The sequence below is a fragment of the Myxococcus stipitatus DSM 14675 genome (genome assembly GCF_000331735.1).
GTDB classification, from domain to species: domain Bacteria; phylum Myxococcota; class Myxococcia; order Myxococcales; family Myxococcaceae; genus Myxococcus; species Myxococcus stipitatus.
The window spans coordinates 4,032,022-4,057,649 of sequence record NC_020126.1; the positions used below are offsets into that span (position 1 = coordinate 4,032,022).

The window sequence follows — 25,628 nt, forward strand, 5'->3', positions numbered from 1 at the left end:
GACATCCGGGAGTTCTTTGTCTGGGGTATTGATACGGTTTTTCTGTGTTGGTGGAGCTTTGAGGATTGACCCACGGGAAATGTTTACGCAGAGTATTCTTTATTCGCTGCTCTGTCGCGAATAGTTCCCGTCGGTAGTCCCCCCAGCAACGCAGACCTCCCGAAAGAGGAGGAGCCCCATGCACATGAAGCGACTGGCTTCGTTGGTGATGATGGTCGGTTGTGTCTCGGCGTACGCGAAGGCGCCGGAGCGAGAGGTGTGGATCACCCTCGGCTCCGATGCCCTGTCGGAGGTGAACGCCGCGTTCATCGTCGCGGGGGCGAAGACGCCGTCGCTCGCGGGGCAGAAGGGCGGAGTGGTCGCGCTCAAGATTCCCGAGTCTCAAATCGACCGGGTCTCGCGGGTCATGCACGACAAGCTCAACCGCTGTGGTGGCTTCCTCTACCACGACACGGAGGCCCAGGCCCTGGCGGAGCTGTCCGCGGGGGGCGCGGCGCTGGTCCCCAGCTCGCTGGCGGTGAACTACACGCTCGACAACGCCCCGGTGGTCAACACGCTGATCTCCGGCATGGCCGAGTCCAACATCCTGGCCAGCATCACCCACCTCTCCAGCTACGCGACGCGCTACTACACCTCCACCACGGGTGTGCAGGCGGCCAACTGGATCAAGAGCCAGTGGGAAGGCTACGCGGGCCCGCGCGCGCAGACCGGCGGCGACGTCACCGTGGAGCTGTTCACTCACGCCGCGTTCGCGCAGCCGTCCGTCATCCTCACCATCCAGGGCACCACCACCCCCTCGGAGATTGTCGTCCTGGGCGGCCACCTGGACTCCACCAACCTCTCGGGCGGCGGAGCCCCGGGCGCGGATGACGACGCGTCCGGTATCGCCACCCTGTCCGAGGTCATCCGCGTCGCCATGGCCACCGGCTACAAGCCGGCCAAGACGGTGAAGTTCATGGCCTACGCCGCCGAGGAAGTGGGTCTGCGCGGCTCCAAGGAGATCGCCGACTCGCACAAGAACTCGGGGGCCAACGTCATCGGCGTGCTCCAGCTGGACATGACGAACTACAAGGGCTCCACCGTCGACATCGCGCTGATGACGGACTTCACCAACGCGGCGCAGAACGCCTTCGTCGGTAACCTCATCAACACGTACGTCTCGGGTGTGACCTGGACGAACTCCTCGTGTGGTTACGGCTGCTCGGACCACGCGTCGTGGAACAGCGCGGGCTTCGCCGCGTCCATGCCCTTCGAGGCGCTGATGGGCCAGCACAACTCCGCCATCCACTCGGCTGATGACACCCTGGCGCGCAGCAACAACACCGCGACGCACGCGCTCAAGTTCGCGAAGATGGCGGGCGCGTACGTGGCGGAGCTGGCCAAGGGCACCGCGACGCTCTCCGACAGCGTGCCGCCCACCGTGGCGCTGACGGCGCCTGCGGATGGCGCCTCCGTGACGGGCACCGTCACGCTGACCGCCAACGCGTCCGACAACACCGGCGTCGGCCGCGTGGACTTCCTGGTGGACGGCAACGTCGTGGGCACGGACAGCACGTCTCCGTATGCGGCGTCGTGGAACTCGGCGGCGGTCGCCAATGGCAGCCACACCGTGGTCGCGAAGGCGTATGACCTCATCGGCAACAACGCCACCAGCACCGCCGCGACGGTGACGAGCAGCAACGCCAGCAGCAACGCCATCTTCGACACGGTGCTGCGCGCCCCGCGCTGCTCCAACGTGTCCAACCAGTGTGACTCCACCACGCTGCTCAACGGCCGCGCGGGCCTGGGGCCCGAGCAGAACGCCCCCAACACCATCAACAACTCGTGCGCGGACGGCGTCTCCGGCGCGTACCACGCCGACGAGTCCAACGACCGCATCAAGGTCTCCACGGTGAGCGGCGCGGCCTTCGCTCCGGGCGAGGTGGTGCGAGTCGAGGCCACTGTCTGGGTCTTCGCCATCCGCCCGGACAAGCTGGACCTCTACTACACGGCCAACGCCAACAGCCCGGTGTGGACGAAGATCGCCACGCTGTCCGCGACGGCGACGGGCCAGCAGACGCTGTCGGCCACGTACACGCTGCCCGCCGGCCAGCTGCAGGCCGTGCGCGCCCGCTTCCGCTACAACGGCAGCGCCGCGCCGTGCGGCACCACGTCGTACGACGACCACGACGACCTGGTGTTCGCGGTCAACCCGTAGTCTCGTAGGATGCCACGCGCCCCTTCCCAGCCGGGAGGGGGCGTTATTCCCGGGACGAAGGCGTCTTGGGAAGCGTGGGCGGCGGGCCGCCGTTCCAGGAACATTTGGGAGCCCCGACGTGACACGCCGTTCGAAGCCGTCCCCAGGACCGAGCCCCCAGGCAGTCGCCTCCCTGCGCGCCCGGCTCGATGCGTTCCTGGCGGCCACGGATGCTCGAGCCCGCATCGGCTTCGACCCCGTGGAGTTCCCCCACCGCTACCAGGACCCTCGCGACATCGAGGTGAGCGCGCTGCTCGCCGCCGCGCTGGCCTATGGGCGCGCGGACCTGTTCCGCCCCAAGGTGGATTCGCTGTTGAGCCGGATGGGCGCCTCGCCCGCCGCGTTCGTCCGTGAGCTGGATGTCCAAGGGGCCAAGGCCTTGTTGGAGGGCTTCGTCTATCGCTTCAACGTGGGCACCGATGTCGCGGTGCTCCTGTTGGGCATGGGGCGCGCGCTGCGGGAGCATGGTGCGCTGGAGACCCTCTTCCTCCAAGGTCTCACCGCGGAAGGGGGGATGCATGCCGCGCTGAGTGCGTTCACCACCGCGCTGCGGCGCGTCCCCATGGCGCCGCTGCGCGCCGCGATGGGGCCGGAGCGGGGGCTGCACCACCTGTTGCCTTCGCCCCTGGGGCCGGGCGCGGCCAAGCGCTTGAACCTCTTCCTGCGGTGGATGGTGCGTGGCCCGGACGCGGTGGACTTCGGCATCTGGAAGCAGGTGTCCCCGTCCGCGCTGGTGATTCCGTTGGACACGCACATCGGGCGCATCTCCGGGCACCTGGGCTTCACGCGACGCACGGACTTGACGTGGCGCACGGCGGAAGAGGTGACGGCCTCGCTGCGCGCGCTCGATGCGGGAGACCCTGTCCGCTACGACTTCGCTCTGTGTCACTATGGAATGAGCGGTGCGTGTCCCTCGACGCCTGTCGCGGAGAACTGCGAGCGGTGCGCGCTGCTGCCCGCCTGTCGAGTGGGACCTGGCGTGGTGGCGGCGGCGACCCGACGGGTCTCCAAAGCCTCGCGACCCCGGGGTGCCTGAGTGTCGGCTGGGGAACGCCGTTGACCGTCGAGTCGGGTGACGATGCAATCGTGCCGGGTGTCTCCGGGTTGTTTTCGTGAGACATCGGGGCCTCCCCGGGCCGAGGAGTGTGATGCGGTGCTCGCGACACTGGTGGCGGTGCCTGCGGCGGTGGCGGTTGAGGTGGAGCGTGGCGTGCGCGCGTCCGGGGCGGGCCAGTCCTGTCATGTGCTGTGTGTGACGGGCGCGGATGTGATTGCCGCTCCGGTCGAGGAAGGGCTGCTCATCACCTGGGATGCGGGGGGCGCGCTGGAGGACGTGCTGGAGGGCGTGCGTCGGCTGCATGCGCTCCGGGTGGCCTCGCGAACGCAGTTGGTGGTGTTGACCTCGCGCGATGACGCGCAGGCGCAAGCGCTGGCGGAGGCGGGCGCGGACGAGTGCGTGGCGTCACCCGGGCAGGGGTGGGGCACTCGGCTGGCGGCGCTGCGCAGGCGGCTGGAGGCGGAGACGGGAGAGCACGACCTGCGCGCGCTGAGGCGCACGAGTGCGTTCCTCCGCAGCGCGCTGGACGCGGTGCCCGAGCCCCTCTTCGTCAAGGACCGTCAGCACCGCTGGGTGGCGATGAACAGCGCGTTCTGCCGGGTGATGGGGCATCCCGCGGAGGCGTTGCTGGGGAGGTCGGACCATGAGTTCGTCCCCGCGCACGAGGCCGACAGCTTCTGGCGCAACGACGAGCAGGTCTTCCGCTCCGGAGTCCCCGACGAGAGCGAGGAGACGCTCACGGACAGGGCGACGGGCATCTCGCGCGTGCTGGTGACGAAGAAGGCCACGTTCAGCGGCTCCGGGGAGACCTTCCTCGTGGGCATCATCCGCGACGTCACCGACCGCAAGCGGCTGGAGTCGCAGCTGCTGCTCGCGGAGCGCATGGCCTCCGTGGGGACGCTGGCGGCGGGGGTGGCGCACGAAATCAACAACCCGCTGGCCTACGTCAGCTCCAACCTCGCGTATGTGAGGGACCTGCTCGCGTTGCCGGCGCTGTCCGAGGAGCAGCTCCCGGAGCTTCGAGAGGTGGTGGCGGAGGCGCTCGATGGCGCGGCGCGGGTCTGCGCCATCGTCCGGGATTTGCGCACGTTCGCGCGCGGGGACGAGGAGCGCCACGGCCCGGTCGACGTGACGCGCGCGGTGGAAGGCGCCCTGCGTCTGGTCCGCAACGAGCTGACGCATCGTGCGCGCGTGGTGTGCACCATGGAGCCGGTGCCGCCTGTCCATGGCAACGAGGTGCGGCTGGGCCAGGTGGTGCTCAACCTGTTGGTGAATGCCCTCCAGGCGCTCCCGCCGAGGCCCGCCGAGGAGAACCGCGTGCGCGTCAGCCTCCGCACGGGGCGCGCCGGGCAGGTGGAGCTGGAGGTCACCGACAACGGGACAGGGATGACTCCCGAGGTTCAACGGCGCATCTTCGACCCGTTCTTCACCACGAGGCCGGTGGGGGAGGGGACGGGGCTGGGGCTGTCCATCTGCCACACGCTGGTGCTGGCGATGGGCGGCCGCATCGAGGTGAGCAGCGCGCTGGATTGGGGAACCACCTTCCGCGTCGTGCTCCCGGCGCTCTCGGTGGGGACGGTGGCCTCGCCGGAGTCGCCGGTGCTCGGCAGCACCGTGGCGCTGGTGGAGCGTCGCAGGCTGCTGCTCATCGATGACGAGCCCTCCGTGGGCAACTCGGTGACGCGGCTGGTGCGCGACGTGTACGAGGTCCACTCCGTCCAGGACGCGCGCGAAGCCCTGCGGAGGTTGTCCACGGGCGAGCGCTTTGATGCCATCCTGTGTGACCTGATGATGCCGGGCATGAGCGGGATGGACTTCGTGGAAGAGCTGGAGCGACTGGCGCCGGAGCTCGTGCGGCGCACGGGGCTGATGACGGGCGGCGCCTTCACCGCGCAGGCGCGCGAGTTCGTGGGCCGGCACTCGCGGGGGCTGTTGGAGAAGCCCTTCGAGCGCGAGCGCCTGTGTGACTTCGTGGAGCACCTGCTTCCATGAAGCGCGCGACACGGTGGACGCTGTGGGCCGGCCTGCTGGTCGTGCTCGGGGTGGGCCTTTCCCTGGGGGCCGAGTGGTTGCGAGGCCTGTCCTTCGTCGTGCGTGCCGCGGGGCTGGAAGGCTTCGTGCCTCGGGCGGTGGCGGAGTTTCAGCACAGCCCTTTCGAGACGAGCGAGCTTCGCGTGCCCACGCGGCACGGCGACGTCCGCGCGAGGCTCTACCGGCCGCGCGATGTCAGAGGCCACACGGTGGTGCTGACGTCCGGGGTGCATGCGGGCGGCATCGATGAGCCTCGACTGGTGAAGCTGGCCCAGGACCTGGCGACGGGTGGGCAGTGGGTGCTGACGCCGGAGCCGCCCGACCTCCTGCGCTATGAAATCACCCCGCGCATCCCGGATGTCATCGAGGACGCGGCGCTGTGGGTTCTTGGCCGTGAGGAGCTGTCGCCCCAGGGCAAGGTGGACCTGTTCGGCATCAGCTTCTCGGGAGGGCTCTCGGTGGTGGCGGCGGGGCGTCCCGCGCTTCGAGACAAGGTGTCCTCCACGCTCTCCTTCGGGGGGCATGGGGACCTGCCCCGTGTGCTGTCATTCCTGTGCAGCGGCGTGTTGCCGGATGGCTCGCGCCTCGCCCCGCATGACTACGGGGTGGTCATCATCCTGCTCAACGTCGCGGACCGGCTGGTTCCCGCCGAGCAGGTGGAGTCGCTGCGTCAGGGCATCCTCACCTTCCTGCGCGCCTCGCATCAGACGCAGCATGACGGAGCCCTGGCCGAGCGGACCTTCGCCGAGGCACGAGCGCTTCAGGGCCGGATGCCCGAGCCCGCCTCCACGCTGATGGGGTACGTGAACACGCGGAACGTGGCCGTGCTGGGGCCGCTGCTGCTGCCCTTCGTCCAGTCGTTCGCCGCGGACCCGTCGATGTCTCCGGCGCGCTCGCCTCCGCCCTCTTCGCCCGTCTATCTGCTGCACGGCGCGGGCGACACGGTGATTCCCGCCATGGAGTCCGTGCTGCTGGCGGACGTGCTCCGGCCCCACACGCAGGTGCACCAGCTCTCCACGCCGCTCATCAGCCATGCGGAGGTGGATGGGAAGGCGGGGGCCCTCGACATGGTCCGGATGGTGGGCTTCTGGGCGAACCTGTTGGACGAGTGATGTCGGTTCGCGCGGGGAGCCGCGTAGACTCCGAGGGGCTTGCTCACTGAAAGGGCTTCCGTGCATCGCCCCCTCGTCGTCCTGTGTGTCCTGCTCGCGGTCGGATGTGCTTCGCAGTCCCGGACGTTGTCGCGCCCGGCCGAGCCGCCGCCCTTCCTCAGTCCAGCGGAGGTCATGAAGCGGATGGAGGCCTCGGCGGTGGCGTACCAGGTCGAGGGCCGGGACTCACCTCCGGGCGGGTGGGCGGACCAGCTGTGGCCGCAGCGCGTGGCGCCTCGTGATGCGCCGCGCGTGAAGGAGGAGAACGGCGAGCGCGTCGTCATCGACTGGCCGGGGAATCCTCCCGCGGTGGATGCGCTGCTGGATGAGGCCGAGCCGCACTTCGAGGCCCGGCGCTACGCGGAGGCCGCGAAGCTGTACGAGCAAGCCACGAACACCTGTCCGGACTGCTACCTCGCCTGGAACTTCCGAGGCGACGCCGCGCTCTTCTCGGGCGACGCGGCCACGGCGCTGGAGCACTACCGCCGCGCGATCCACGTCAACCCGAACGACCATCGCTCGTGGTTCTTCCAGGGCAACGCGCTCGCGCGACTGGGCCGCTTCAAGGAGGCCCTCGACTCGTGGGCCTGGTGCCTGGTGCTCAACCCCCGCTACGGCGTCATTCGCGACATGTTCCGCAACAACGCGGGCCTGGGAATCGCCGTCCTCGGTGAGGCCATCGTTCCGCGCGGCTACGCCGAGCGGGTGGGCGAGGGCGTCTCCGTCCAGTTCGACCCGGACCACGACCCGTCCTGGCTCGCGTTCGCCAACTGCAAGGCGCTGTGGCTGGGCGAGCCCTCTCACCGCCAGGAGATGACGGGCTCTTCCGATGAGCGCTTCTCGACGCTGGAGGAGGTGGAGTGTCTGGGCTCGGCCCTGGTCGTCCATGGTGGCCGGAAGGAGAAGGCCGGGACCGAGCACGCCTCGGACCGCAGCCTGGAGCGGCTGACCGCCATCACCCAGGATGGCATGCTGACGGAGGCGGTGCTCTTCGAGGTGGGCACTCGCATCCACCCCCAACTCGTCCTCACCCTCGACGACGACGTGCGCCAGCGGCTCAAGACCTACGTGCTCAAGCACGTCCTGGTGCCCGTCCCGACGGCGGGAGGCCATGACCTGTGAGGGCCTGGCCTCACCGCCCGCGGACTACCGAGGCAGCTTGAAGCGGAGCGTGAAGACGTACGAGACGCTCGTGGCCCGTCCCTGGAAGGTCACCGGCGTGTAGCGCCGGTGGTGCAGGGAGTTGAGCGTCTCGTCGTTCATGTGCGCCAGGCCCTTGATGACGCGGCAGTCGCGCACGAGTCCCTCGCGGGTGATGACGCACTTGGCGATGAACGTCCCCTCCACGCGCGCCACGCGGGCCTGATCCGTGTACTCGAGCGGCGGGCCTTCCATGAGCACGGGCGGCGTCATGCCTCCGCCGAACGGGACGACGTCCTCACCGGTGCCCGCGCCGAAGTCGCTCGGCAAGCCCGTGATGAGCGTCCCGCTGATGACGTTGCTGTTGGGGTCGCCATCCGGGTGGCCGCCCGCGACACCCTCACCGGGCTCTCCGACGGGCGCGTTGTTGGTGTTGGACGTGGTGTCGACGGGGTCGGGCTGTGCGGGCTGCGGGTCCGCGGGGAGCGGCTGGATCTGCGTGGGGATGACATCGCGCCGAGGCTTGCGCGGCTTGGGCTGCACGGCCTGCTTCGCCTGCGCGGGGGCCGGCGCGGTGTAGCCCTTGGCCACCTGCGGACCCGGTGCGAGCTTGAGGACGAGGGGGCCGTTGAACTCCGCTTCCGGCGGCACGTCGGCGGGCCGGGCTGAGATGACGAGCACCGCACCGAACAGTCCCGCGTGGATGGCCACGGACCACCACAGCCCCAGGCCCAGACGCCCAGCTCTCTGCCGCTCGATGACTGACTTGAACACGGAAGGCCTCCTCCTGCCGAAGGGCGCTCCCGGAGCTTCACCGCACCACACGGTGCCTCTCCGGCGTGGGCCTTTGGCTTTGGAGCGCCCGTCCACGCACCATTCAAACTACGCAGGTGGCGGGAGGCGATGGCCGGAGGCCGGCCATCTGTCGGTCATGATTCCGTCATGCCGAAGAGACTTCCATCCGGTAGCCGACGCCGCGAAGCGTGTGGATGGAGAAGCCTGAGTCGCTCGTCCAGCCCAGCTTCTTCTTCAAGCTGGAGACGAAGTTGTCCACCGTGCGCGGGTCCACCACGACGTCGCGTCCCCACACCGCGTCCAGGATTTCTCCTCGAGGAAGCGCGCGCTCGCGGTGGCGAAGCAGATAGGCCAGCAGGTCGAACTCCGTGCGCGTCAGCTCCACGGTGCCGCCGTCGGGCCGGGTCACCGTGCGGCGGCCCATGTCGAGGGAGTAGCCGCCGAACGTCGTCACCTGCGCCGGAGCGATGCCCGCCCTGCGCACCAGCGCGCCCACGCGCGCGAGCAGCTCGCGCAGCCGGTAGGGCTTGGTGAGGTAGTCCTGGGCTCCGGCCTCGAAGCCCCGGACGATGTCGTCCTCGAGCGAGCGCGCGGTGAGCATCATCACCAGGCTCTTCACGCCCTGCGAGCGCAGCCGGCGGCAGAAGCTGTAGCCATCCTCGCCCGGGAGCATCACGTCGAGGATGAGCAGGTCGAACTCACGCTGACGCAGGAGCGGCTCCGCGTCGCGCGCCGTGGGGGCCTCTGCGACTTCGTAGCCCTCATCCAGCAGGTTGTCCCGGAGGCCGACGCGCAGGTGCGCATCGTCCTCGACGATGAGGATGGTGGGACGGGTGGAGGAGGGTGGGGTGGGGCTGTTCATCGACGCGGCTCGTGAAAGGTCAGCGCGAACGTAGTCCCCTCCGGCGTGGAGGAGGCAATCTGGATGTCACCATGGTGAAGCTTCATGATTTTGCGGCAAAGCGCCAGACCCAAGCCGCTGCCGTGGACATCCTGGCCCTGGGGACTCAGGCGGTAGAAGTCCAGGAAGACGTTCTCCCACTCGTGCTCGGGGATGCCCACGCCGTTGTCGCGGAAGAGCACGGTGCAGCCATGGCCCGCAATCATCCGGGCCTGGACGGAGATGCGCACCGGGCTGCGCGTGTTGTACGCACACGCGTTGCGACCCAGGTTGGAGAAGAGCAGCCGCAGCAGGGACGGGTCCGCCTCCAGCTCCGCGTCGTCCATGTCCGTGACGAGCTCCACGGGCGCGAAGGTCGCCGAGGCCAGGTCATCCCGCAGCGGGTTGACCAGCTCTTCCAGGCGCACGTGTGAAGCGCGCAGCGTCCACCGCCCCTTGTCGATGCGGTTGAACGACAGGATGTTCTCCACCAGGAAGTGCAGCCCGTCGGCGGCCTGGACGATGCGGGTCGGGTAGTCGCGGACCTCGGGGGCGTGGGCCAGCTTGCGCTCGAGCGTCTCGCCCATCAGCCGGATGGACGCCAGCGGCGTGCGCAGCTCATGGGAGACGGTGGCCACGAAGTCGCTCTTGAGCTCCAGGAAGCGGTACTTGCGCTGCTGGGCCACGACGGCCAGCGCGAAGATGGCCGCGGCCAGCCCTCCACACGCGGCGACCAGCAGCGTCTTCAGGCCGTAGCGCGCCTCGATGTCCGCCTCGGCGCGCGCCCACTCCGGAAGGTCCACGTGCACCTTCAGCTCGCGCACCGGAATCACCGCGCGCCCGCCCACCAGTCGCATGTGGCCATTCGCGCCGAACAGCCCACGCGCAATCATGTCCTGGGTGATGGGCGCCAGCAGCTCCGCGCTGTCCACGGAGATGCCGTAGATGCCCTCTCCGCGAGGCTCCACGTACCACTGCTCTCCCACCAGCGTGGGCTCCGTCAGCTCATCGGGCATCAAGAGTCGGCCTTCGCCCGTCTCCCGCGCCCGCTCCACGAAGTCTCGCGTGGGCTCTCCCAGCAGGCGGCTCAACCGGAGGATGCGCGCCTGGAGGAAGTCGAAGTCGGCCTGCGTGAAGCTCCCGCGCTCGCGGAGCAGGTCCCTCTGGAGTCCCGCGCCCCGGCTGATGCCGCCGAACTCCTCCGGGAGCCCCTCGCGCAGCAGGGCGCGGACCAGGGGCATCGTCGAGGGGCCTCGCTGCAGGTGCTCCACGGACAGGAGCAGGAAGGGCAGCTCCTGGTCCGGAGGGAGCGGGTGCTTGGAGTGGTGGCGCAGCAGCTCCTCCACCAGCGCGGTGGCCCGGGGCAGGTTGTCCGCGACGAGCGCCGCCTCCGCCGCGCGCAGCCGCGTCACGCGGGACTCCCAGTGGGGCGGCGGGGGCCCGACGCGCAGGTGGTCGGAGAGGGTCTCGTAGAGAGCGCGCGCGGGCATGTCCTCGCCGGCCATGGACAAGGTGTGGCGAGGGAGGAAGGGCTTGCCTCGGAACTGGAGGTAGAAGCGCTCACCGGGGGCGAGCGGGTTGTCCATCGCGGCGTGGATGGCGGGAATCTGCTCCTTGAGCTGGCGGGCGAGGACCTGGCGCAGGCTCTCGCTGGCGGCATGCCCCAGGGCATCGCGGCGGGAGCGGACCTGGGCGTGGGCGTCCTCGCGCTCCCGCGCGAAGATGCGCTGCAGGCTCACCAGCCCCCAACCGAGGGCGAGGAGCCCGAAACCCAAGGCCACGAGCGTGGGAAGGAGCCGGCGCAGCATGCGGAGTCGCTGCGGTGACTATGGCACAGCCCGTGGGTTCGGGAGACCTTTCACCTGCCCTGGGGGGCAAGAGGAGTGTCCCCAGCGGGCGGACGGGCGGCCTCGCGGTCCACGACCGGACAGCCCGAGCGGTGGGGGGCTGGCCAGGAGGGCACGAGGGTGCCGAGCTTGCGTCGTGGGCCCGAGGCGTCCACACGGGCCTTTGCGGAGGGAGGTCCGCCCATGCGCTTTCCGCTGTCGCGGCTGTCTCCCGCTGGACCGGTGGTGCTTTGGGGCGGTGAACTTCCCTCCGGCGGGCTCAAATATCTGACCTTCTCCCGCTACCTCGAGACCGTCCCCGAGGGGATGCGGGGGCTGGTGGAGCTGTCGGGTTCGTCTTCGTCGCTCGCGCTCGATGCCCTGGGCCGGGAGCGGGGACTGCCCGTGCTCGCGCTGACCGACACGGCCGGCGCCGCCTACCTGCGAGGGCAGGGGTTTGGCGGCGAGGTGCGCACCGTCCACCTCCTGTCCGAGGCCTGGGAGGTCGCCCTGGGCTACGAACGTCAGGGGTGGTGCTGGCCCCGTCAGCTCTCCAACGGCGCGCTGATCGGGTGCGTGGAGGGCTGGGCCACCGAGCTGCGTGACTTCGTGCGGGATGCCTTCCCGTCGGTGCGCCTGGTGGTGAGCGGCTTCGGCACGGGCGCGACGGTGGTGGGGCTGCACCGCGCCTTCACGCCCCTGGGCTACGAGGTGGTGGGCCTCCAGCCCGCGAAGGGCTGTTCGCTCCCGGGCTGGCGGCGGTGGCTGGAGCAGAACCTGGGCGAGGCCGACCTCTTCCACCCGCACCGCGAGGAGGTGGTGCTGGAGGCGGTCGACCCGAAGCACTCGGATGGGCTCGCCGCGCTCCTCTCCTACGCGCGCAAGGAGGCGCGACCGGAGGAGGTGCTCATCATCGCCCACAACGCGCGCCCACCGTTTGGCTGAGGCACATCCGACCCCCATCCGCAATCACGTCCCGCAGCCCCGCATTCTTTGAAAGTAGGGTCGAGAAAGAAGTGAAAGCCTGCTTTGCGGGTGGGGTCCGGGGCGAAGTTTAGGGGGACCTATTGTGCTGATAACAAAATAGTAAATAACCTCTGGACGCCCCCAACCGAGCAGGCGTCCCGGTGTGGGCTTCCCTAATCCCCCCGAAAAGAGGTCGTCGTTCATGAAGCGTCTCTGGATGGGCACGGTAAGCGCTGTGCTCGCCGTGCTGATGTGGTCTCCCCAGGCACAAGCGAGAGAAGTCGCTGTTGATGCCTTCCTGCGCGCTCCGGCGGATCGTTCCCTGCCGAGCTCCGCGGCGAATGCTTCCCAGCGCGGACTGCGAATCAACAGCGTGGAAGGGCGCCTGGGCGTCCCCACCTTCGTGTTCCGCGAGCCCGCACTGAACGTGGGTTCCGTGGCGGCGAAGGCCTCGCGTCCGGTGACGAAGTCCAGCGCGAACCAGGCGGCGCGTGAGCACCTGCGTGGCGTGGCGGACCTCTACCGCATGGGTAACGCGGACGTGGATGGCGCGGAGCTGCGTCAGGTCCACCTGCCCAATGACTCGCGTGGCGCGGTGATCGCGACCTACGGCCGTCGGGTCAACGGCATCGAGGTCTTCCGCAGTGAGGTGAAGGTGGTGATGGACGCCAGCCAGCAGCTGGTGGCCATCGCGGGCTACCTGCCTCCGCGGCTGCAGGACGACGAGAAGAACGCCATGGCGTCGGCGTTCCGCGTCTCGGCGCCGCAGGCCATCTCCACGGCGTTCCAGGACATGACCGGCTCCGCCCTGGACACCCGGGCGCTGGCGCCCGCGGGCACGAACGGCGACTACAGCAAGTACCGGGTGGAGCAGTCGCTCCTGGCGACGCACGGCTTCGGTGAGGCGCCGCGCTCGAAGAAGATCCTCTTCCCGATGCCGGACGGGTTGGTCCCGGCGTACTACGTGGAAGTCAACGCCGGGCCGGCGCACAACCCGGAGGCTTCGTACAAGGCCTACGTCATCAGCGCCCGGGACGGCTCGACGCTTCTCAAGCACGACCTGACCGCGCACGAGCAGTTCACGTACAAGGTGTGGGCGGACCCCGCGACGAAGATTCCGTACGACGGTCCCCAGGGCGACGGCCCCACGCCGCACCCGACGGGCAACCCGGACGGCTATCAGGCTCCGCTGAACGTGGAGCCCAACCTGGTGACGCTGCAGAACTTCCCGTTCAGCCGCAATGATCCGTGGCTTCCGGCGAACGCGACGGAGACGCGGGGCAACAACGTCGACGCGTACGCGGACCTGGCGGGCGGCGATGGCTACCAGGAAGGGTTCGACCTGCGTGCGCCGCTGAGCAACGCGGCGGACCGGGAGTTCGACTACCGCTTCGATTTGACCAAGCTCGCCTCGTTCAGCGTGACGCAGCGGCAGTCGGCGGTGGTCAACCTGTTCTACGTCACCAACTTCCTCCACGACTGGTTCTACGACGCGGGCTTCGACGAGGCCTCCGGCAACGCCCAGATGAGCAACTTCGGGCGGGGTGGCTTGGAGGGCGACGGCATGCGCGCGGAGGCGCAGGACTCCGGCGGCCGGAACAACGCCAACATGTCGACGCCGGCGGATGGCGCGCGTCCTCGCATGCAGCAGTACATCTTCGACGGCGCGGGGGAGCTCGTCGTGACGGCGCCGGCGGACCTCCAGGGTTCACCGGAGATCCGGACCGCGAGCTTCGGCCCGCTGGCGTTTGACTTGTCCGGCGAGTTCGCCGTGCCGCCCACGGATTCGAACGTGGACAAGGCCAGGTGGCTGCGTGAGGGCTGCACCAACCAGGCTGGAGCCGACCCGTATGGCGGCGCGCAGGTGTTCACCGGGAAGATCGCCCTCATCGAGCGTGGGACGTGCGGCTTCGCGTACAAGACCTATAACGCGATGCGAGCTGGCGCGAAGGCGGTCATCGTCACCAACAGCGCCACGGGTGAGTTCGGAGGCATGGCGGCCTCGAATGTCCCGGCGATCGACAACGCCATCACCATCCCGGCGCTGATCGTGCGCAAGGCGGTGGGTGATGCCTGGCGCACCCGGTTGGCCACGGGCCCCGTCGAGGGGCGGATGCTGCGGGACCTGGAGCGTGACGGCACGCTCGACAACCAGATCATCGCGCACGAGTGGGGTCACTACATCTCCAACCGCCTCATCGGAAACGCCTCGGGCCTGACGAACAACCAGGGTCGCGCGATGGGCGAGGGATGGGGTGACTTCCACGGCCTGCTGATGTCGGTCCGCGCCGAGGACGTGAGCCGCCCGGGCAACGCGAACTGGCAGGGGGTCTACGGCATGGCCGGCTTCACCCAGAGCGGGGCTCGGAACCAGGGCTACTACTGGGGCATCCGCCGTGTTCCGTACACCACGGACATGACCAAGAACGGCCTGACGCTCAAGCACATCCAGGACGGCACGCCGCTGCCGAGCCACCCGGTGTCGAGTGGCGAGACCGGGACGACCAACGCGCAAGTGCACAGCTCCGGCGAGATCTGGGCCACGATGCTGTGGGAGTGCTACGCCAGCTTGCTGAACGCTCACCCCTTCGCTGAAGCCCAGGACCGGATGAAGCGGTACCTGGTCGCCTCCTACAAGGCCACGCCGTCCCAGCCCACCTTCCTGGAGGCTCGTGACGCGGTCCTGGCCGTCGCCGCCGCCGCGGACCCGGCGGACTACCAGCGCTTCCTGGCGGCCTTCGCCAAGCGCGGCGCCGGTCTGGGGGCTCGGGTGGCTGATCGCGACAGCTCGGACCACATCGGCGTGGTGGAGAGCTACTCGACGGGCAAGTTCCTCGAGGTGGTGAGCATCTCGCTGGATGACACGGTTGCCGGCTGCGACAAGGACGGCGTGCTGGACGCGGGCGAGACGGGTCTGCTCCGCGTGACGGTGCGCAACCTGGGCTCCACGGACCTGAGCGGCGTGACGGCGAACGTGGCCTCCAACGGTTCGAGCACGGGCGTCGAGGCGGTGATTGGCGACAGCCTCTCGTTCGGCAACATCGCGCGCGGGGCGACGGCCACCGCCACGGTGTCAGTGCAGTTGAACGCGGCTCCGACGCCCGCCGGTGCGCTGGCGGAGCTGGGTGTGGACATCACGTTCCCGGGCTTCCCGCGGTCGAACCCCGACAACGCGGACCTCGTCCGGGCGTTCCGCGCCAAGGTCAACTACGACGAGAAGATGAACTCGTCGGGGCTTGACCAGGTCAACACGGTGAACACCCCCTGGGTGAGCTCGACCAGCCTCTCCCGCGCGCTGTGGGAGAATGGCGCGGCGAGCACGGGCTACTGGCACGCGACCAATGAGAGCATCGAGCAGGACAAGCGGCTGACCTCGCCCCTGCTCCATGTGGCGGACGGGCAGGACTTCGAGCTGTCCTTCTCGCACCGCTTCAGCTTCGAGGCCGCGTACTCGAGCACGCTGTCGCGCTATCAGTACTTCGACGGTGGCGCCCTCGAGTTCTCCATCAACGAGGGGCCGTGGGAGAACTGGTTCTACTTCCTGGAGGCCGAGCAGGCTCAGGCGTTCGTGAACTCGGGCGTCGTCAACCTCGTCGAGGACGGCACCCCGGGCGTGGGTGGCAACCCGGGCTGGATTCGTCTGAGCACGGGCTTCCCGGCGTTCATGTCGTTCGACGTCAACTTCGGCGAGCAGTTCGCCGGGCAGCAGGTGCGGGTGCGGTTCCGTCAGGGCTCTGACGGTGGCGTCGGCTCGTACGGCTGGGACATCAACAACATCCAGGTCAAGGGCGTCACCAACGCGCCGTTCAGCTCGCGCGTCGCCGAGGCGTACACGGGTGGCGGTTCCGCTCCCGCCTGCAACATGCCGCCGCTGGCGGACGCGGGCCTGTCCGTGTCCGTGACGGAGTACGTCACGGTGGGGACCTCGCAGTCGCTGCGTGTCATCACGCTCGATGGCTCCGCGAGCTCCGACCCGGATGGTGGGACGCTGACGTATGCGTGGACGCAGATTGGTGGACCGACGGTGTCGCTGACGGGGGCGAACACGGTTCGTCCGTCGTTCAGTGCGTCGGTTCCCGCCAACACCATCTTCACGTTCCAGCTCGTGGTGAACGATGGCACGGACTCCAGCCACCCGAAGGTGGTCCAGGTCCTGGTGACCAACGTGAACCGCGCGCCGGTCGCGTTGGCTCGCGTGAAGGCGGGTGGTTCGACGACGGTGGATGAGCGCTCGGGCAGTGTCACGCTCGACGCGACGGGTTCGACGGACGCGGACGGCGAGGAGCTCGCGTTCTCGTGGACGCAGACGGCGGGTCCGACGGTGGAGCTGGATGACCCGACCAGCGCGACGCCGACGTTCGCGGTGCCGGAGGTGACGGCGGACACGAAGTTCACGTTCGGGCTGGTGGCGAACGACGGCCTCGTGGCGAGCGCGCGGTCGAACATCACCATCACGGTTCGTCAGGTGGACCGTGCTCCGGTGGCGGAGGCGGGTGAGGACCAGACGGTGGGTTCTCGCACGACGGTGACGCTGACGGGCACCGCCGAGGATGCGGACGGCGAGGCCATCACCTACGCCTGGACGCAGCTCGAGGGGACGCCTGTGACGCTCACGGGGGCCACCACGGCCACCGCGAGCTTCAAGGCGCCGGATGTGACGGGTGCGTCCGCGGTCCTCCGCTTCAGCCTGGTGGCCACGGCTGGTGGCAAGGCCAGCGCGGCCAGCGTGGTGACCATCACCGTGACGCGGGCCAACCGCGTGCCGGTGGTGGAAGCGCATGGCACGTACACGGTCCACGAGGGCGGTGGTGTGAAGATGGTCGCCACGGCGGAGGATGCCGATGGTGATGAGGTCAAGTACCGCTGGACCCAGGTGGCTGGCCCGTCTGTCACGATTCAGGGCGCGGACACCGAGGAGGCGTACATCGTTGCGCCGAACGTGTCGGAGAAGACCGTGCTGCTGTTCCGCGTTCGCGCGAGCGACGACCTCGCGTCGAGCGATGCGGTTGAAGTGTCCGTGACGGTGGTGGACATGCCCAAGCACAGCTGCAGCGCGGCTGGCGGAAGCGCGTCCGGTCTGTTGATGCCCGCGCTGGCCCTGTTGGGCCTGGCGTTGAGCCGCCGTCGTCGGAGCTAGTTCAGCGTTCGACCTCTGGAGTGAGGTCGAAGCGTGACGTGTGAGGGGCGGCCCCGGGATGGAAGTCCGGGGCCGCCTCTTTGTTTGAAGAGGGTTCGCGCCGAGGGTGTGAGGAGGCCAGGGATGTTCGTTGATTCGAGGCAGCGCGCAGGCTGGGGACGATGGATGGCGCTGGGCGCGCTGGTGTGGGGACTGGGGTGCAGGGGGAGCACGGAAGAGGTGAAGCGCGAGGCCCCGCCGCCGTCAGCTCCAGACGCCTCGGTGGATGCCGGAAGGTGGGAGCTGCTGCGGAGGCAGGACGCGGGGCCTCCGGTGTGCCCGCCGGGTCAGTTCACGTGTTGCGATGGGAGCTGCTCCGAGAGCAAGGGCTGTCCAGGCATCGCGTGTGACCCGCGTCCGACGTATCCGGAGTTCCGGGAGTAGCCCCCGCCTACAGCATCGCAGTCGAGGCTGATCGCCTATGCAGTTCGTAGGGGATCCACTTCGACGAATTGCGGCCTGAGCGCAGGCCGCAAACGGCTGTTCCCGAGTCAAACCCGCCATCTTCGCCCGCTCTCTCGCACGAGTTACTCAATGTGCGAGAGCGCTATGAACCCAATGCTGCGCTAGAAATCAGAGCTCGCCTTTGATGCGCATCCCGTGAGCCAACTCGAGCGTTTCAATCGCCCGAGATGCGGCCTCTCCCACTGTACCAACCCAGCCTTCGGCTCGATTTTGATCCACGAGCATCTCTTCGAGCATGGTCTTGACTGGTGGGTGCCCTGTTGTTCCAAGCGCGTGGACGGCACAGTAGCGAACTTCGGGAGATGGGTCCTTCAATGCAGCGGCAAGTGCATTGACCGCGACCTCGAACTCCCTGGAGACAGTTCTGACCTTGGAGAACATATAGGCAAGGCCTTCTGCTGCCTGGCCCCGTACCAAGGGAGCCTCATTGCTGTCCGAGAGCATCTGGACCATGAGGTCCCACAGCTTGAGGTCGCTATGCCATGAGAGCGCATAGAGAATGGCATGTCGCGTCTCAATGCGCCTCTCTGACTGGAGCAACTCAACCAGTTGGGATGTGGTCGATGCGTCCGATGATAGAAGCGTAGCCGCTTGAACCATTGCTGTGCGGTCCGAGCCCAGGATGTCTCTTAGCGAGGATTCACGTTGTTCCTGAGATACTGGTTTGCTCTCACTCATTCCGACACCTTCGTTCCTTGGCGGCTATTGTTGAGTCTTGCGTGGACCAAGCTCAGCGCCTGTGCTTTTCGCACGCCTCGCCGTTGCCGTAGTACCCGTCGGTGTCTACGCACTCACAATGTCTGCCGTAAGTGTGACCCGCGTCCGACGTATCCGGAGTTCCGGGAGTAGCTCGTCACTCGGACAACAGAGGCCAGCTCATGGGGCGCGGTGTGCTGGAACTTCGACGTGAGCATGTGCCCGACTCCACGAGCTATCCATTCGCGCTCCCGGTGATCCGCAGCTTGGATCGCCTCGGCTTCAACTGCCGGAGCATCTGGGCCAGGTTCCCCTGGGTGAGCGGATCGGCGGTCTCCATCGCGATTCGCGCCCGCGCGAGCATCTGCTCCGCGTCCTGCACATCCGCTGGAGAGCAAGCCGAAGCCCACTTCCAGTACTCAGCCGCCGCGAACGTGTATCGACTCACCCCCAACGGGTGGTCGAGGAGGCCACGAAGGGCCCCGCGGACGATGCGGCGGTTCTGCTTCCAATGAGTTGCACAGAAGAAAGCATCCTCCGCGAGTGCCCGGCGCATCGGAACACCCGGCACGTGCGCCGAATGCTCCTTCTCCAGTCGTCGAAGCCCTCGGCGGTAGTGAGTCCAATTGCTCTTGGCCAGGAGGCTGTTGGCTTCCTTGTCGAAAGTGAAGGCTCGCCAGTCTTCATCGTGTAACGACGGGTCCTCGGGACCCGCGTCTGGATTCCGGGGCATGGCAGGAGTCTTTCGTTCCAATCGCGGAGGCTCAGGCAGGTCTGTCTACGGCTCTCCCGGCCTGCCTTCACGAGGTCCACGGGGACGGGAGTTCATCTGCTCCTCGCGCCGCATCATCTCGTAGCTGGCCAGTTGGCTCTCGCTGAGCACGGACTTCATCGTCTGGTCCGTCTCCTGGCGGAGCGTGCGCAATGACTGTCGGACGTCACGCGCTGACTTCGTGCCATTGCGCAGCTCATTGAACATCGAGGTGCGCGTCGAGTCCTCGAGCTCCAGCCGGCGCGTCAGCTCCGCCTCCTGCGAGTAGTTCAGCTTCGCCTCCGCGACGAGCCGCTTCACCCGCTCCGCGCGCTGCGTCTGCCCGCGAACCTGCGCCTGCATCCACTCCTCTTGCCGCGCCTGGGTGCGCTCGGTGCGCATCTCCTCCTGCACGGAGCGCATGGCATCCTTCAACGCCTCGCGCCCGCCCTCGGAGTTCAGCGTCTCGCCCGCCATCAGCCCGCGCACTTCCGCGCGCAGTTGGTCCAGCTCGGCATCGAGCGCGGGCGCCGCCGTGCCACCGTCCGTGATGACTCGTGCCACCGGCTGCCGCTCCAGCTCCATCAGCCGCCGGGACAGGCCGAGCGTCGTGTCCTCCAGCGCCTGGAGGCGCCGCTCCAGTCCCTCCGGGCTCGACTGCACCACCGGGGAGGGCTGCGCCTTCTCCACGGCAGCAGGGGCCTCACCGCGCCCGGGACCCCAGAGGGCCACCACGAGCGCGGCCGAAGCGAGAACGAAGGATGCGGGGCCAAGGAGCTTGTTCATGTCCTCTCCGACGGGGGCAGGGGCTTCCTATTCCATACCCTGCTCGAGCCCCTGGCTCCACCCCGTCGCGCCATGCCCTCGCATGGCGCCTTGCCCCCCGGAGGAGACTGCCTCAGCCCCGAGGCTGGTGGGGCACCTGGATCGGCTCATCCATGTCGATGGGCCCTTGCCCCGGGCCGAGCGGCAGCGCGCACTCGTCGCACATCCAGAAGCGGACAATCATGCCGTTGTCGCCCGTGGAGACGTACGTCGAGCCAACCACCTCGCCGCCCTCGGTCTTCTTGCAGGAGATACAGGTGTGCGTCTGGGTGCTCTGGGTCATGGCGGTACCTCGGAGAGTGGAAACGCGACGGACCGACACCCATCGAGTGCCGGTCCGCGAGAAATCTACCGCAGTCCCTTCATCCGGCCAGGACTACCCTCAGCCGATGGCCATCTGGTAGCCGCCGTTGGGGTTGGAGCGCAGGAAGTGCTTCATCTGCTCCGGGGTGATGGTCTTCACGTTCTGGTCGGCCGGGTCCCGGACGATGAAGTTGCCCTTCGCGTCCATGCCCGCCACCGTCACGTAGTGGCCGGACGTGCGCGACTCGTTCTGGTGCGGAGGCATGGCGTGGTAGTCGCCGTTGGCCACCACCAGCTTGCCCTGCTTGAGCTGGTTGGCAATCCAGTCCACGTCCGCGCCAGGGCCCTTGGTCTCCGCGTTCTTGCCCATCGCCTTCGCCATCTTCGCGATGCCGTTGACGTCCGTGCCGTTGCCCGACGTGCCACCGATGCGACCCAGGTGGTTGATGAGCTGCGCGTCGTTCATGTCCTTGCCGAAGCCGAACGCTCGCGCAATCTGCGCCATGGACGTGGGGCCGCAGTTGGCCGGGCCGTTCGTGTACGAGCCGTTCTTGCCCGCCGGGTTGTACTGGCTGATCTGCGGGACCTTGCTCGGGTCCACGCGGCCATCACCCGTCACCGGAGCGGCACCCTCGGTGCCCTGCGTCCCCTGCGTGCCTTGCGTCTCGCCGGGGTTGATGTCGACCGGCCCCGCCTTGTTCGTGCCAGGCGTGAAGGTGCTCTGGTCCTTGCCCGCGACCCCCGGCAGCTTCAGCGAGTCCCCCGTCATGATGAGGTTGGGGTTGGTGATCTTCGGGTTCATCTCGCGAATCTGGTTGATGATGTCCCAGTGCGAGCCCTGCATGCCCTGGCCCTTGAGCTGCGAGGCAATGCCCCAGAGCGTGTCACCCTGCTTGATCTGGTAGTCCGAGCTGCCCACCGGCGTGCGCGAGTCATTGCGGCTGGGCGCGATGCCAGGGTTTCCGCCGGTGGTGTTGTTCTGCCCGCCCGTCGTGTTGTTCTGCCCGCCCACCGTGGTGTCGGGCACGTTCGCGCTCGTCCCGCTGGGCGTCTTGCCACCCGGGAACAGGCTGTTGATGTGGTTCTGGATCTTGTTCTGGTAGTCGTAGCCGCGCGCGTCGTTCATCGCGCCCGCGCCGCGGTGCCACTCGCGCGCGGCGGCCATGCCGCTGCCGTGCTTCTTGGTCAGGTCGCCGATGGTCTTCGCCAGGAACTCCATCTGCTTCTCGGGCGGAATCGTCTTCGCGTTGGCGCCGCGGCCCACCTGCATGCCGGACCACTTCTCGAACGAGGGCAAGAGGCCGTTGTCGTCCAGGCCGATGAGTCCGTGGCCCGTGCCGTCCGCGTGCACGCCGTGGTTCTTGAACGACGACTCCTGCGCGACGATGCCCGCGAGCACCTTCGGGTCCGCGCCGTACTTCTGCGCGTACTTCTCGATGTACGGCCAGAGCTGCTGGAGGTTCAGCTGCGCGTTGCGGTCCTGCGGCAAGCCAGAGGACTGGACCGACTGGGGCGAATAGTTCTGCTGACGGCCTTCAATTCGAGGAGACATGGGCACTCAGCGATGGAGATTGGGTTGGGTACTTCCTATGCACAGATTGTCGCTGGCTGAGAAAAAGAGTTGCCTCTGACCCCGCTGAATTGCCTGACTTCTGCCTACCTTCGAGGGGAGGATGGCTCTGGGCATCAGCAAACATGGACTCGGAGTCGCAAATGAATGCGCTGCGTTATGTGTTCGTGACATGCGTCGTCGGAAGTGTGTGGTCGAGCACCAGCACCGCGCAGCAGCCGGCGCTGTCCGGCGTCTACGCGCGAGAGGGAGCCGCCCTGGCGGTGCTCGAGGGAGATGAGCAAACGATCATTCAGTACGAGTCGACTTTTCCGCAGGGCCAGAGCACGGGAGCCTGTGAGTGCACCTTCTCCGTGCGCCAGAAGAAAGCCCCGGGGACCTGGGTCCTGGCCTCGGTCCAGCCTGAGAGGATTTGGACGCTGACTGTGGAATCCGGGCGCTTGAAGCTGAAGGGGCCGGGGACGGGCTGTTGCGGTGCGGGGTGGAAGGGGCAGGACAGCTTCGCGCGCCCGTCCACGCAGGTGCTGACGGCGTGCAAGGCGAAGGGGACGCGGGTGCGGTTGCAGCCGTTGGAGGGCGCGGCGGGGAGTGGCCCGTCGGTGGCCGCGGGGGACGCGGTGCAGGTGTTCGCGTCCGTGCCGCCGCCGGACCTGGTGCCCGCGCGCGTCGTCCAAGGGGGCGCGGCGTTGGTGGGGCTGGTGCGCTACTCGGACCTGGAGTGTCCGGAGCCAGGACGCGAGGCGGGCGCGGACGTGAAGTGGCTCGCGGGGCGCTGGGTCCAGGTGCGGACCGAGGGGAAGGGGTACGTCATCGAGAAGTACTGCGACTCGGCGACGCCGTCGCTGCTGCTGAAGTCGGATGGCGCGCTGGTGGTCGACTTCGGGCAGGAGTCCGTCGAGGGCACGGTGACGGCGGTGAAGCCCGGAGAGGCGGGCGCGTCCACGCTGGAGGTCGCGTACGAGGGCGGCACGCGAGAGACGCTCCAATGGACGGTGGTGGACTCGAAGAGGAACGTGGTGCGCCTGAAGGGAGGGACGGACTACTTCCGCCAGGGCGAGCTCTACGTCCGCGACAACGCACGGAAGGGGATTCCCGTGCGTGCCGAGGCTTGCGACGAAGCCGAGTGAGCCCCAGGCTCAGCCGAGCTTGAACGGCGTCAGCTCCGCGACGTCCTCGAGCAGCAGCGGCGGCGAGTGCAGATACGCCGTGCTGCGGCGTTTCTGGTCGATGTCGTCATAGACGCGCTGCACCTGCGTGGGCGTCAGGCCCATCACCTGCGCGGCCTCGGCCGTGGACACGTCGTGGTTCTTCGCCCACATCAGGAGGTCGAGCTGTGAGTAGTGCACGGAGAAATAGAAGTCCTCCTGCGACTGGGGGAGGCTGAACGTGTCCGTGGTGGGCTCGCCGCTGGTGATCTCCTCAATCACTCCCAGGTGCTTCGCCAGCGCGTAGGTCTGGGTCTTGTAGAGGCCGGCGATAGGCTTTACATCCGCGGCGCCGTCGCCCAGCTTCACGAAGAAGCCCTGGTCATACTCCAGCCGGTTCGGCGTGCCCGCCACCGCGAAGTTCAGGCGGTCCGCGTGGAAGTAATCCATCATCTTCCGCGTGCGCTGCTTGAAGTTCGTCGCGGCGACAATCTGCGTATAGGCCTGCGGCGGGAGACGGAAGCGGCGCTCCTCGCCATTCACTTGCACCACGACGTAGAAGAAGTTCACCGCGTCCGTGTTCAGCCGGTCGCCGTGCATGACGATCTTCCACTTCATGTCCGGAGTGAACTCCGGGAAGACCGAGCGCACCGCCTCGTCACGCTGGCGATAACAGCCGGCGGCCTCGAGGACGGGGGCGATGTCGTGGAGCTGGTACTTGATGCCCAGCTTCTCGCAGAGCTTGCGCCCCAGCTGGGAGCTCCATCCGCTGGAGTCCTTCTCCGGCAGGAGGATGCCAAAGACTCGCTCCGGCCCCAGCGCGCGCACCGAGAGCGCCGCGACACACGCGGAGTCGATGCCGCCGGAGATGGCCACGACGATGCCTCGCTTGCGCAGCTTCTTCAGCACCGTCTCGCGCAGCTTCTCGGACAGCTCGGCCGCCTTCGCCTCCCAATCCAGTTCCAGCACCTGCTTGGAGAACGTCATTGTGTAGACCCCTCTCGAACCCTTCACGAAGAACCGACCGACGAATACCGGGTGCGCAGCTCCGCCTTGAGCACCTTCCCGCTGGGCCCGCGAGGCAATGCGTCCGTGAACACCACGTGCTTGGGGACCTTGTGCACCGGCAGGGCCTCCCTGCAGAAGCGTCGCAGCTCGTCCTCCTTCACCGCGGCTCCCTCTTGGAGCACCACCACCGCGCACGCGGCCTCACCGCCCAGCGCGTCCGGAACACCCACCACCGCCACCTCGCGCACCGCCGCGTGACGCGCGAGCTGATGCTCCAGCTCCGCGGGACTCACCCGGTGGCCGCCCACCTTGAGAATCTCCTTGGCTCGCCCCACCAGGAAGATGAAGCCGTCCGCGTCTCGCCAGGCGAGGTCGCCCGTCCACAGCCAGCCGTTCCGGAGGATGGTGGCGGTCTCCTCGGGCGCGCCCAGGTAGCCGGGCGTCACGTTGGCGCCTCTGGCCACCAGGTTCCCTGTCTCACCCGAGGGGAGAGGCGTGCCGTCGTCACCCACCACGCGCAGCTCCACGCCCGGAATGGAGACGCCGATGGAGCCCGCCTTCTCCGCGGCCCGGGTGGGCGGCAGGTAGCTCAGCCGGGCCGTGGCCTCGGTCTGTCCGTACATGACGTACAGCTCCGCGGGATACAGCGCCTCCCGTGTCCACTGAATCGTGTCGGGCGACATGCCGCCGCCGGCCTGGGTGGCGTAGCGGAGGCGCAGCTTGGACAGGGCCTCCGCCCCAGCCTGGCGACGGAGCAGCTCGAACGTCAGCGGCACACCCGCGAAGCCCGTGCTGCGCTCCTCCGCCATGGCCTCCAGCACCACCTGCGGATACATGAATCGCGGATCCAGGAACACCGAGCCGCCCACGAGCAGGTGCGTCTGCAGGACGCTCTTCCCGTAGCAATAGTGCAGCGGGAGGACCAGGTGCGCCCGGTCCCGTGAGGACAGGCCCAGGTACTCGACGATGGAGCGTGTGTTCGCGGCGATGTTTCCAAACGTCTGGATGACGCCTCGAGGAGTGCCCGTGCTGCCAGAGGTGTAGACGATGGCCGCGTGTGCGTCGGACTTCACCTCCGGGAGTGTGCTCAGGGGCGACGCCGGGGCCTCGGGGTCGAGCACTCCGTCCTCCTGCACCCATGTGCACGTCGCGGGTGACAGGGCTTGCAGCATGCGCTCCGGCGGGCGCGTGGAGTGAATCACATACAGGTGTCCCAGGCCGGGCTTGCCCGCCCACTTGCGGGCGTCCTGCCCGAAGATGAAGGCATGGCGGGCCTGGGTCTGCGCGAGGATGTCGTCGACGGAGCTCGCGCCTGTCTCACGGTCCAGCTCCACCGCGCACGCGCCCAACGCCTGGACCGCGAGCCCCGCCACCGCACCGGCCGAGCCCAAGGGCAGGGCGATGAGGACCTTGTCACCGGGGGAGACACCTGATGCCCGCAGGTGCCCCGCGAGCGCACGCAGGGCCTCGGCGAGCTGTCTGTAGTTGAGCCGCGTCCAGGGCGAGTCCACGGCGGGAGCGTTGGGGGTGCGCTCGGCATGGGCGAGAACCCAGGCGGGGGAGGAATCCAACGCGCTCATACCGCCTCCTGCTTCGCCGCGCCCCGG

Annotated in this window: 19 protein-coding genes; 9 read left to right on the forward strand and 10 right to left on the reverse strand. The window is 68.2% G+C overall.

Annotated features, from left to right (window positions below):
• Positions 1 to 178 precede the first annotated feature (178 nt).
• The 5 genes from MYSTI_RS15810 to MYSTI_RS15830 all read left to right on the forward strand — a co-directional run bounded on the left by MYSTI_RS15810 (position 179) and on the right by MYSTI_RS15830 (position 7,597).
• The gene (locus MYSTI_RS15810; RefSeq protein ID WP_015348770.1) at positions 179 to 2,197 is read left to right on the forward strand and encodes a M20/M25/M40 family metallo-hydrolase; all 2,019 of its coding nucleotides are present in this window, start codon (positions 179 to 181) and stop codon (positions 2,195 to 2,197) included.
• Positions 2,198 to 2,315: 118 nt separating this feature from the next.
• On the forward strand, positions 2,316 to 3,272 hold the full coding sequence (locus MYSTI_RS15815; protein WP_015348771.1) for a TIGR02757 family protein: 957 nt from the start codon (positions 2,316 to 2,318) through the stop codon (positions 3,270 to 3,272).
• A gap of 117 nt (positions 3,273 to 3,389) precedes the next feature.
• Entirely contained in the window at positions 3,390 to 5,285 is a 1,896-nt protein-coding gene (locus MYSTI_RS15820) for an ATP-binding protein (protein ID WP_015348772.1), read from the forward strand.
• Positions 5,282 to 6,436: a dienelactone hydrolase family protein gene (locus MYSTI_RS15825; RefSeq protein ID WP_015348773.1), complete on the forward strand. Its 1,155-nt coding sequence runs from the start codon at positions 5,282 to 5,284 to the stop codon at positions 6,434 to 6,436. Before MYSTI_RS15820 ends, MYSTI_RS15825 begins: the two co-directional genes overlap by 4 nt.
• A gap of 60 nt (positions 6,437 to 6,496) precedes the next feature.
• Positions 6,497 to 7,597, forward strand: a complete 1,101-nt coding sequence (locus MYSTI_RS15830; protein ID WP_015348774.1) for a tetratricopeptide repeat protein — start codon at positions 6,497 to 6,499, stop codon at positions 7,595 to 7,597.
• Positions 7,598 to 7,621: 24 nt separating this feature from the next.
• Here the strand turns inward: MYSTI_RS15830 and MYSTI_RS15835 are convergent, their stop codons facing one another.
• The 3 genes from MYSTI_RS15835 to MYSTI_RS15845 form a co-directional block, all read right to left on the reverse strand.
• Positions 7,622 to 8,389, reverse strand: coding sequence for an energy transducer TonB (locus MYSTI_RS15835; protein WP_015348775.1), 768 nt, complete (start codon positions 8,387 to 8,389; stop codon positions 7,622 to 7,624).
• Between the two features lie 166 nt (positions 8,390 to 8,555).
• Positions 8,556 to 9,272, reverse strand: a complete 717-nt coding sequence (locus MYSTI_RS15840) for a response regulator transcription factor (protein ID WP_015348776.1) — start codon at positions 9,270 to 9,272, stop codon at positions 8,556 to 8,558.
• Positions 9,269 to 11,098, reverse strand: coding sequence for a sensor histidine kinase (locus MYSTI_RS15845; RefSeq protein ID WP_015348777.1), 1,830 nt, complete (start codon positions 11,096 to 11,098; stop codon positions 9,269 to 9,271). The genes MYSTI_RS15840 and MYSTI_RS15845 overlap by 4 nt, the downstream gene beginning before the upstream one ends.
• Before the next feature lie 222 nt (positions 11,099 to 11,320).
• Here MYSTI_RS15845 and MYSTI_RS15850 point away from each other — a divergent pair, with 222 nt between their 5' ends.
• The 3 genes from MYSTI_RS15850 (at position 11,321) to MYSTI_RS15860 (ending at position 17,642) form a co-directional block, all read left to right on the forward strand.
• The gene (locus MYSTI_RS15850) at positions 11,321 to 12,061 is read left to right on the forward strand and encodes a hypothetical protein (protein WP_015348778.1); all 741 of its coding nucleotides are present in this window, start codon (positions 11,321 to 11,323) and stop codon (positions 12,059 to 12,061) included.
• A gap of 223 nt (positions 12,062 to 12,284) precedes the next feature.
• On the forward strand, positions 12,285 to 17,219 hold the full coding sequence (locus MYSTI_RS15855; protein ID WP_015348779.1) for a myxosortase-dependent M36 family metallopeptidase: 4,935 nt from the start codon (positions 12,285 to 12,287) through the stop codon (positions 17,217 to 17,219).
• A gap of 123 nt (positions 17,220 to 17,342) precedes the next feature.
• Positions 17,343 to 17,642 (forward strand): hypothetical protein, encoded by a 300-nt coding sequence (locus MYSTI_RS15860; protein ID WP_144370085.1) that lies wholly within the window; start codon positions 17,343 to 17,345, stop codon positions 17,640 to 17,642.
• Between the two features lie 189 nt (positions 17,643 to 17,831).
• Here the strand turns inward: MYSTI_RS15860 and MYSTI_RS15865 are convergent, their stop codons facing one another.
• From MYSTI_RS15865 to MYSTI_RS15885, 5 genes are all read right to left on the reverse strand, one after another.
• Complete coding sequence (locus MYSTI_RS15865) at positions 17,832 to 18,401, reverse strand: HEAT repeat domain-containing protein (protein ID WP_015348780.1); 570 nt, start codon at positions 18,399 to 18,401, stop codon at positions 17,832 to 17,834.
• Between the two features lie 253 nt (positions 18,402 to 18,654).
• Positions 18,655 to 19,152: a hypothetical protein gene (locus MYSTI_RS43095; protein WP_015348781.1), complete on the reverse strand. Its 498-nt coding sequence runs from the start codon at positions 19,150 to 19,152 to the stop codon at positions 18,655 to 18,657.
• A gap of 45 nt (positions 19,153 to 19,197) precedes the next feature.
• Entirely contained in the window at positions 19,198 to 19,956 is a 759-nt protein-coding gene (locus MYSTI_RS15875) for a hypothetical protein (RefSeq protein ID WP_015348782.1), read from the reverse strand.
• A gap of 112 nt (positions 19,957 to 20,068) precedes the next feature.
• Entirely contained in the window at positions 20,069 to 20,278 is a 210-nt protein-coding gene (locus MYSTI_RS15880; protein WP_015348783.1) for a hypothetical protein, read from the reverse strand.
• 99 nt (positions 20,279 to 20,377) lie between these two features.
• Positions 20,378 to 21,850 (reverse strand): C39 family peptidase, encoded by a 1,473-nt coding sequence (locus MYSTI_RS15885; protein ID WP_015348784.1) that lies wholly within the window; start codon positions 21,848 to 21,850, stop codon positions 20,378 to 20,380.
• 161 nt (positions 21,851 to 22,011) lie between these two features.
• On the opposite strand from MYSTI_RS15885, the gene MYSTI_RS15890 reads away from it, so the two are divergent.
• Entirely contained in the window at positions 22,012 to 22,995 is a 984-nt protein-coding gene (locus MYSTI_RS15890) for a hypothetical protein (RefSeq protein ID WP_015348785.1), read from the forward strand.
• Positions 22,996 to 23,004: 9 nt separating this feature from the next.
• Here MYSTI_RS15890 and nadE read toward each other — a convergent pair whose 3' ends face one another.
• Entirely contained in the window at positions 23,005 to 24,000 is a 996-nt protein-coding gene (gene nadE / locus MYSTI_RS15895; RefSeq protein WP_015348786.1) for an NAD(+) synthase, read from the reverse strand.
• Between the two features lie 23 nt (positions 24,001 to 24,023).
• Positions 24,024 to 25,601, reverse strand: coding sequence for a class I adenylate-forming enzyme family protein (locus MYSTI_RS15900; RefSeq protein WP_015348787.1), 1,578 nt, complete (start codon positions 25,599 to 25,601; stop codon positions 24,024 to 24,026).
• Positions 25,602 to 25,628 lie beyond the last annotated feature (27 nt).

What these genes read in the sequence shown, in the direction of transcription:
- MYSTI_RS15885 (WP_015348784.1), bottom strand. Translation starts at nt 21,850, where the DNA reads ATGTCTCCTCGAATTGAAGGCCGTCAGCAGAACTATTCGCCCCAGTCG.
- MYSTI_RS15810 (WP_015348770.1), top strand. Translation starts at nt 179, where the DNA reads ATGCACATGAAGCGACTGGCTTCGTTGGTGATGATGGTCGGTTGTGTC.
- MYSTI_RS15855 (WP_015348779.1), top strand. Translation starts at nt 12,285, where the DNA reads ATGAAGCGTCTCTGGATGGGCACGGTAAGCGCTGTGCTCGCCGTGCTG.
- MYSTI_RS15840 (WP_015348776.1), bottom strand. Translation starts at nt 9,272, where the DNA reads ATGAACAGCCCCACCCCACCCTCCTCCACCCGTCCCACCATCCTCATC.
- MYSTI_RS15890 (WP_015348785.1), top strand. Translation starts at nt 22,012, where the DNA reads ATGAATGCGCTGCGTTATGTGTTCGTGACATGCGTCGTCGGAAGTGTG.
- MYSTI_RS15850 (WP_015348778.1), top strand. Translation starts at nt 11,321, where the DNA reads ATGCGCTTTCCGCTGTCGCGGCTGTCTCCCGCTGGACCGGTGGTGCTT.
- MYSTI_RS15875 (WP_015348782.1), bottom strand. Translation starts at nt 19,956, where the DNA reads ATGAACAAGCTCCTTGGCCCCGCATCCTTCGTTCTCGCTTCGGCCGCG.
- MYSTI_RS15825 (WP_015348773.1), top strand. Translation starts at nt 5,282, where the DNA reads ATGAAGCGCGCGACACGGTGGACGCTGTGGGCCGGCCTGCTGGTCGTG.
- nadE (WP_015348786.1), bottom strand. Translation starts at nt 24,000, where the DNA reads ATGACGTTCTCCAAGCAGGTGCTGGAACTGGATTGGGAGGCGAAGGCG.
- MYSTI_RS15845 (WP_015348777.1), bottom strand. Translation starts at nt 11,098, where the DNA reads ATGCTGCGCCGGCTCCTTCCCACGCTCGTGGCCTTGGGTTTCGGGCTC.
- MYSTI_RS15880 (WP_015348783.1), bottom strand. Translation starts at nt 20,278, where the DNA reads ATGACCCAGAGCACCCAGACGCACACCTGTATCTCCTGCAAGAAGACC.
- MYSTI_RS15900 (WP_015348787.1), bottom strand. Translation starts at nt 25,601, where the DNA reads ATGAGCGCGTTGGATTCCTCCCCCGCCTGGGTTCTCGCCCATGCCGAG.
- MYSTI_RS43095 (WP_015348781.1), bottom strand. Translation starts at nt 19,152, where the DNA reads ATGCCCCGGAATCCAGACGCGGGTCCCGAGGACCCGTCGTTACACGAT.
- MYSTI_RS15860 (WP_144370085.1), top strand. Translation starts at nt 17,343, where the DNA reads ATGTTCGTTGATTCGAGGCAGCGCGCAGGCTGGGGACGATGGATGGCG.
- MYSTI_RS15865 (WP_015348780.1), bottom strand. Translation starts at nt 18,401, where the DNA reads ATGAGTGAGAGCAAACCAGTATCTCAGGAACAACGTGAATCCTCGCTA.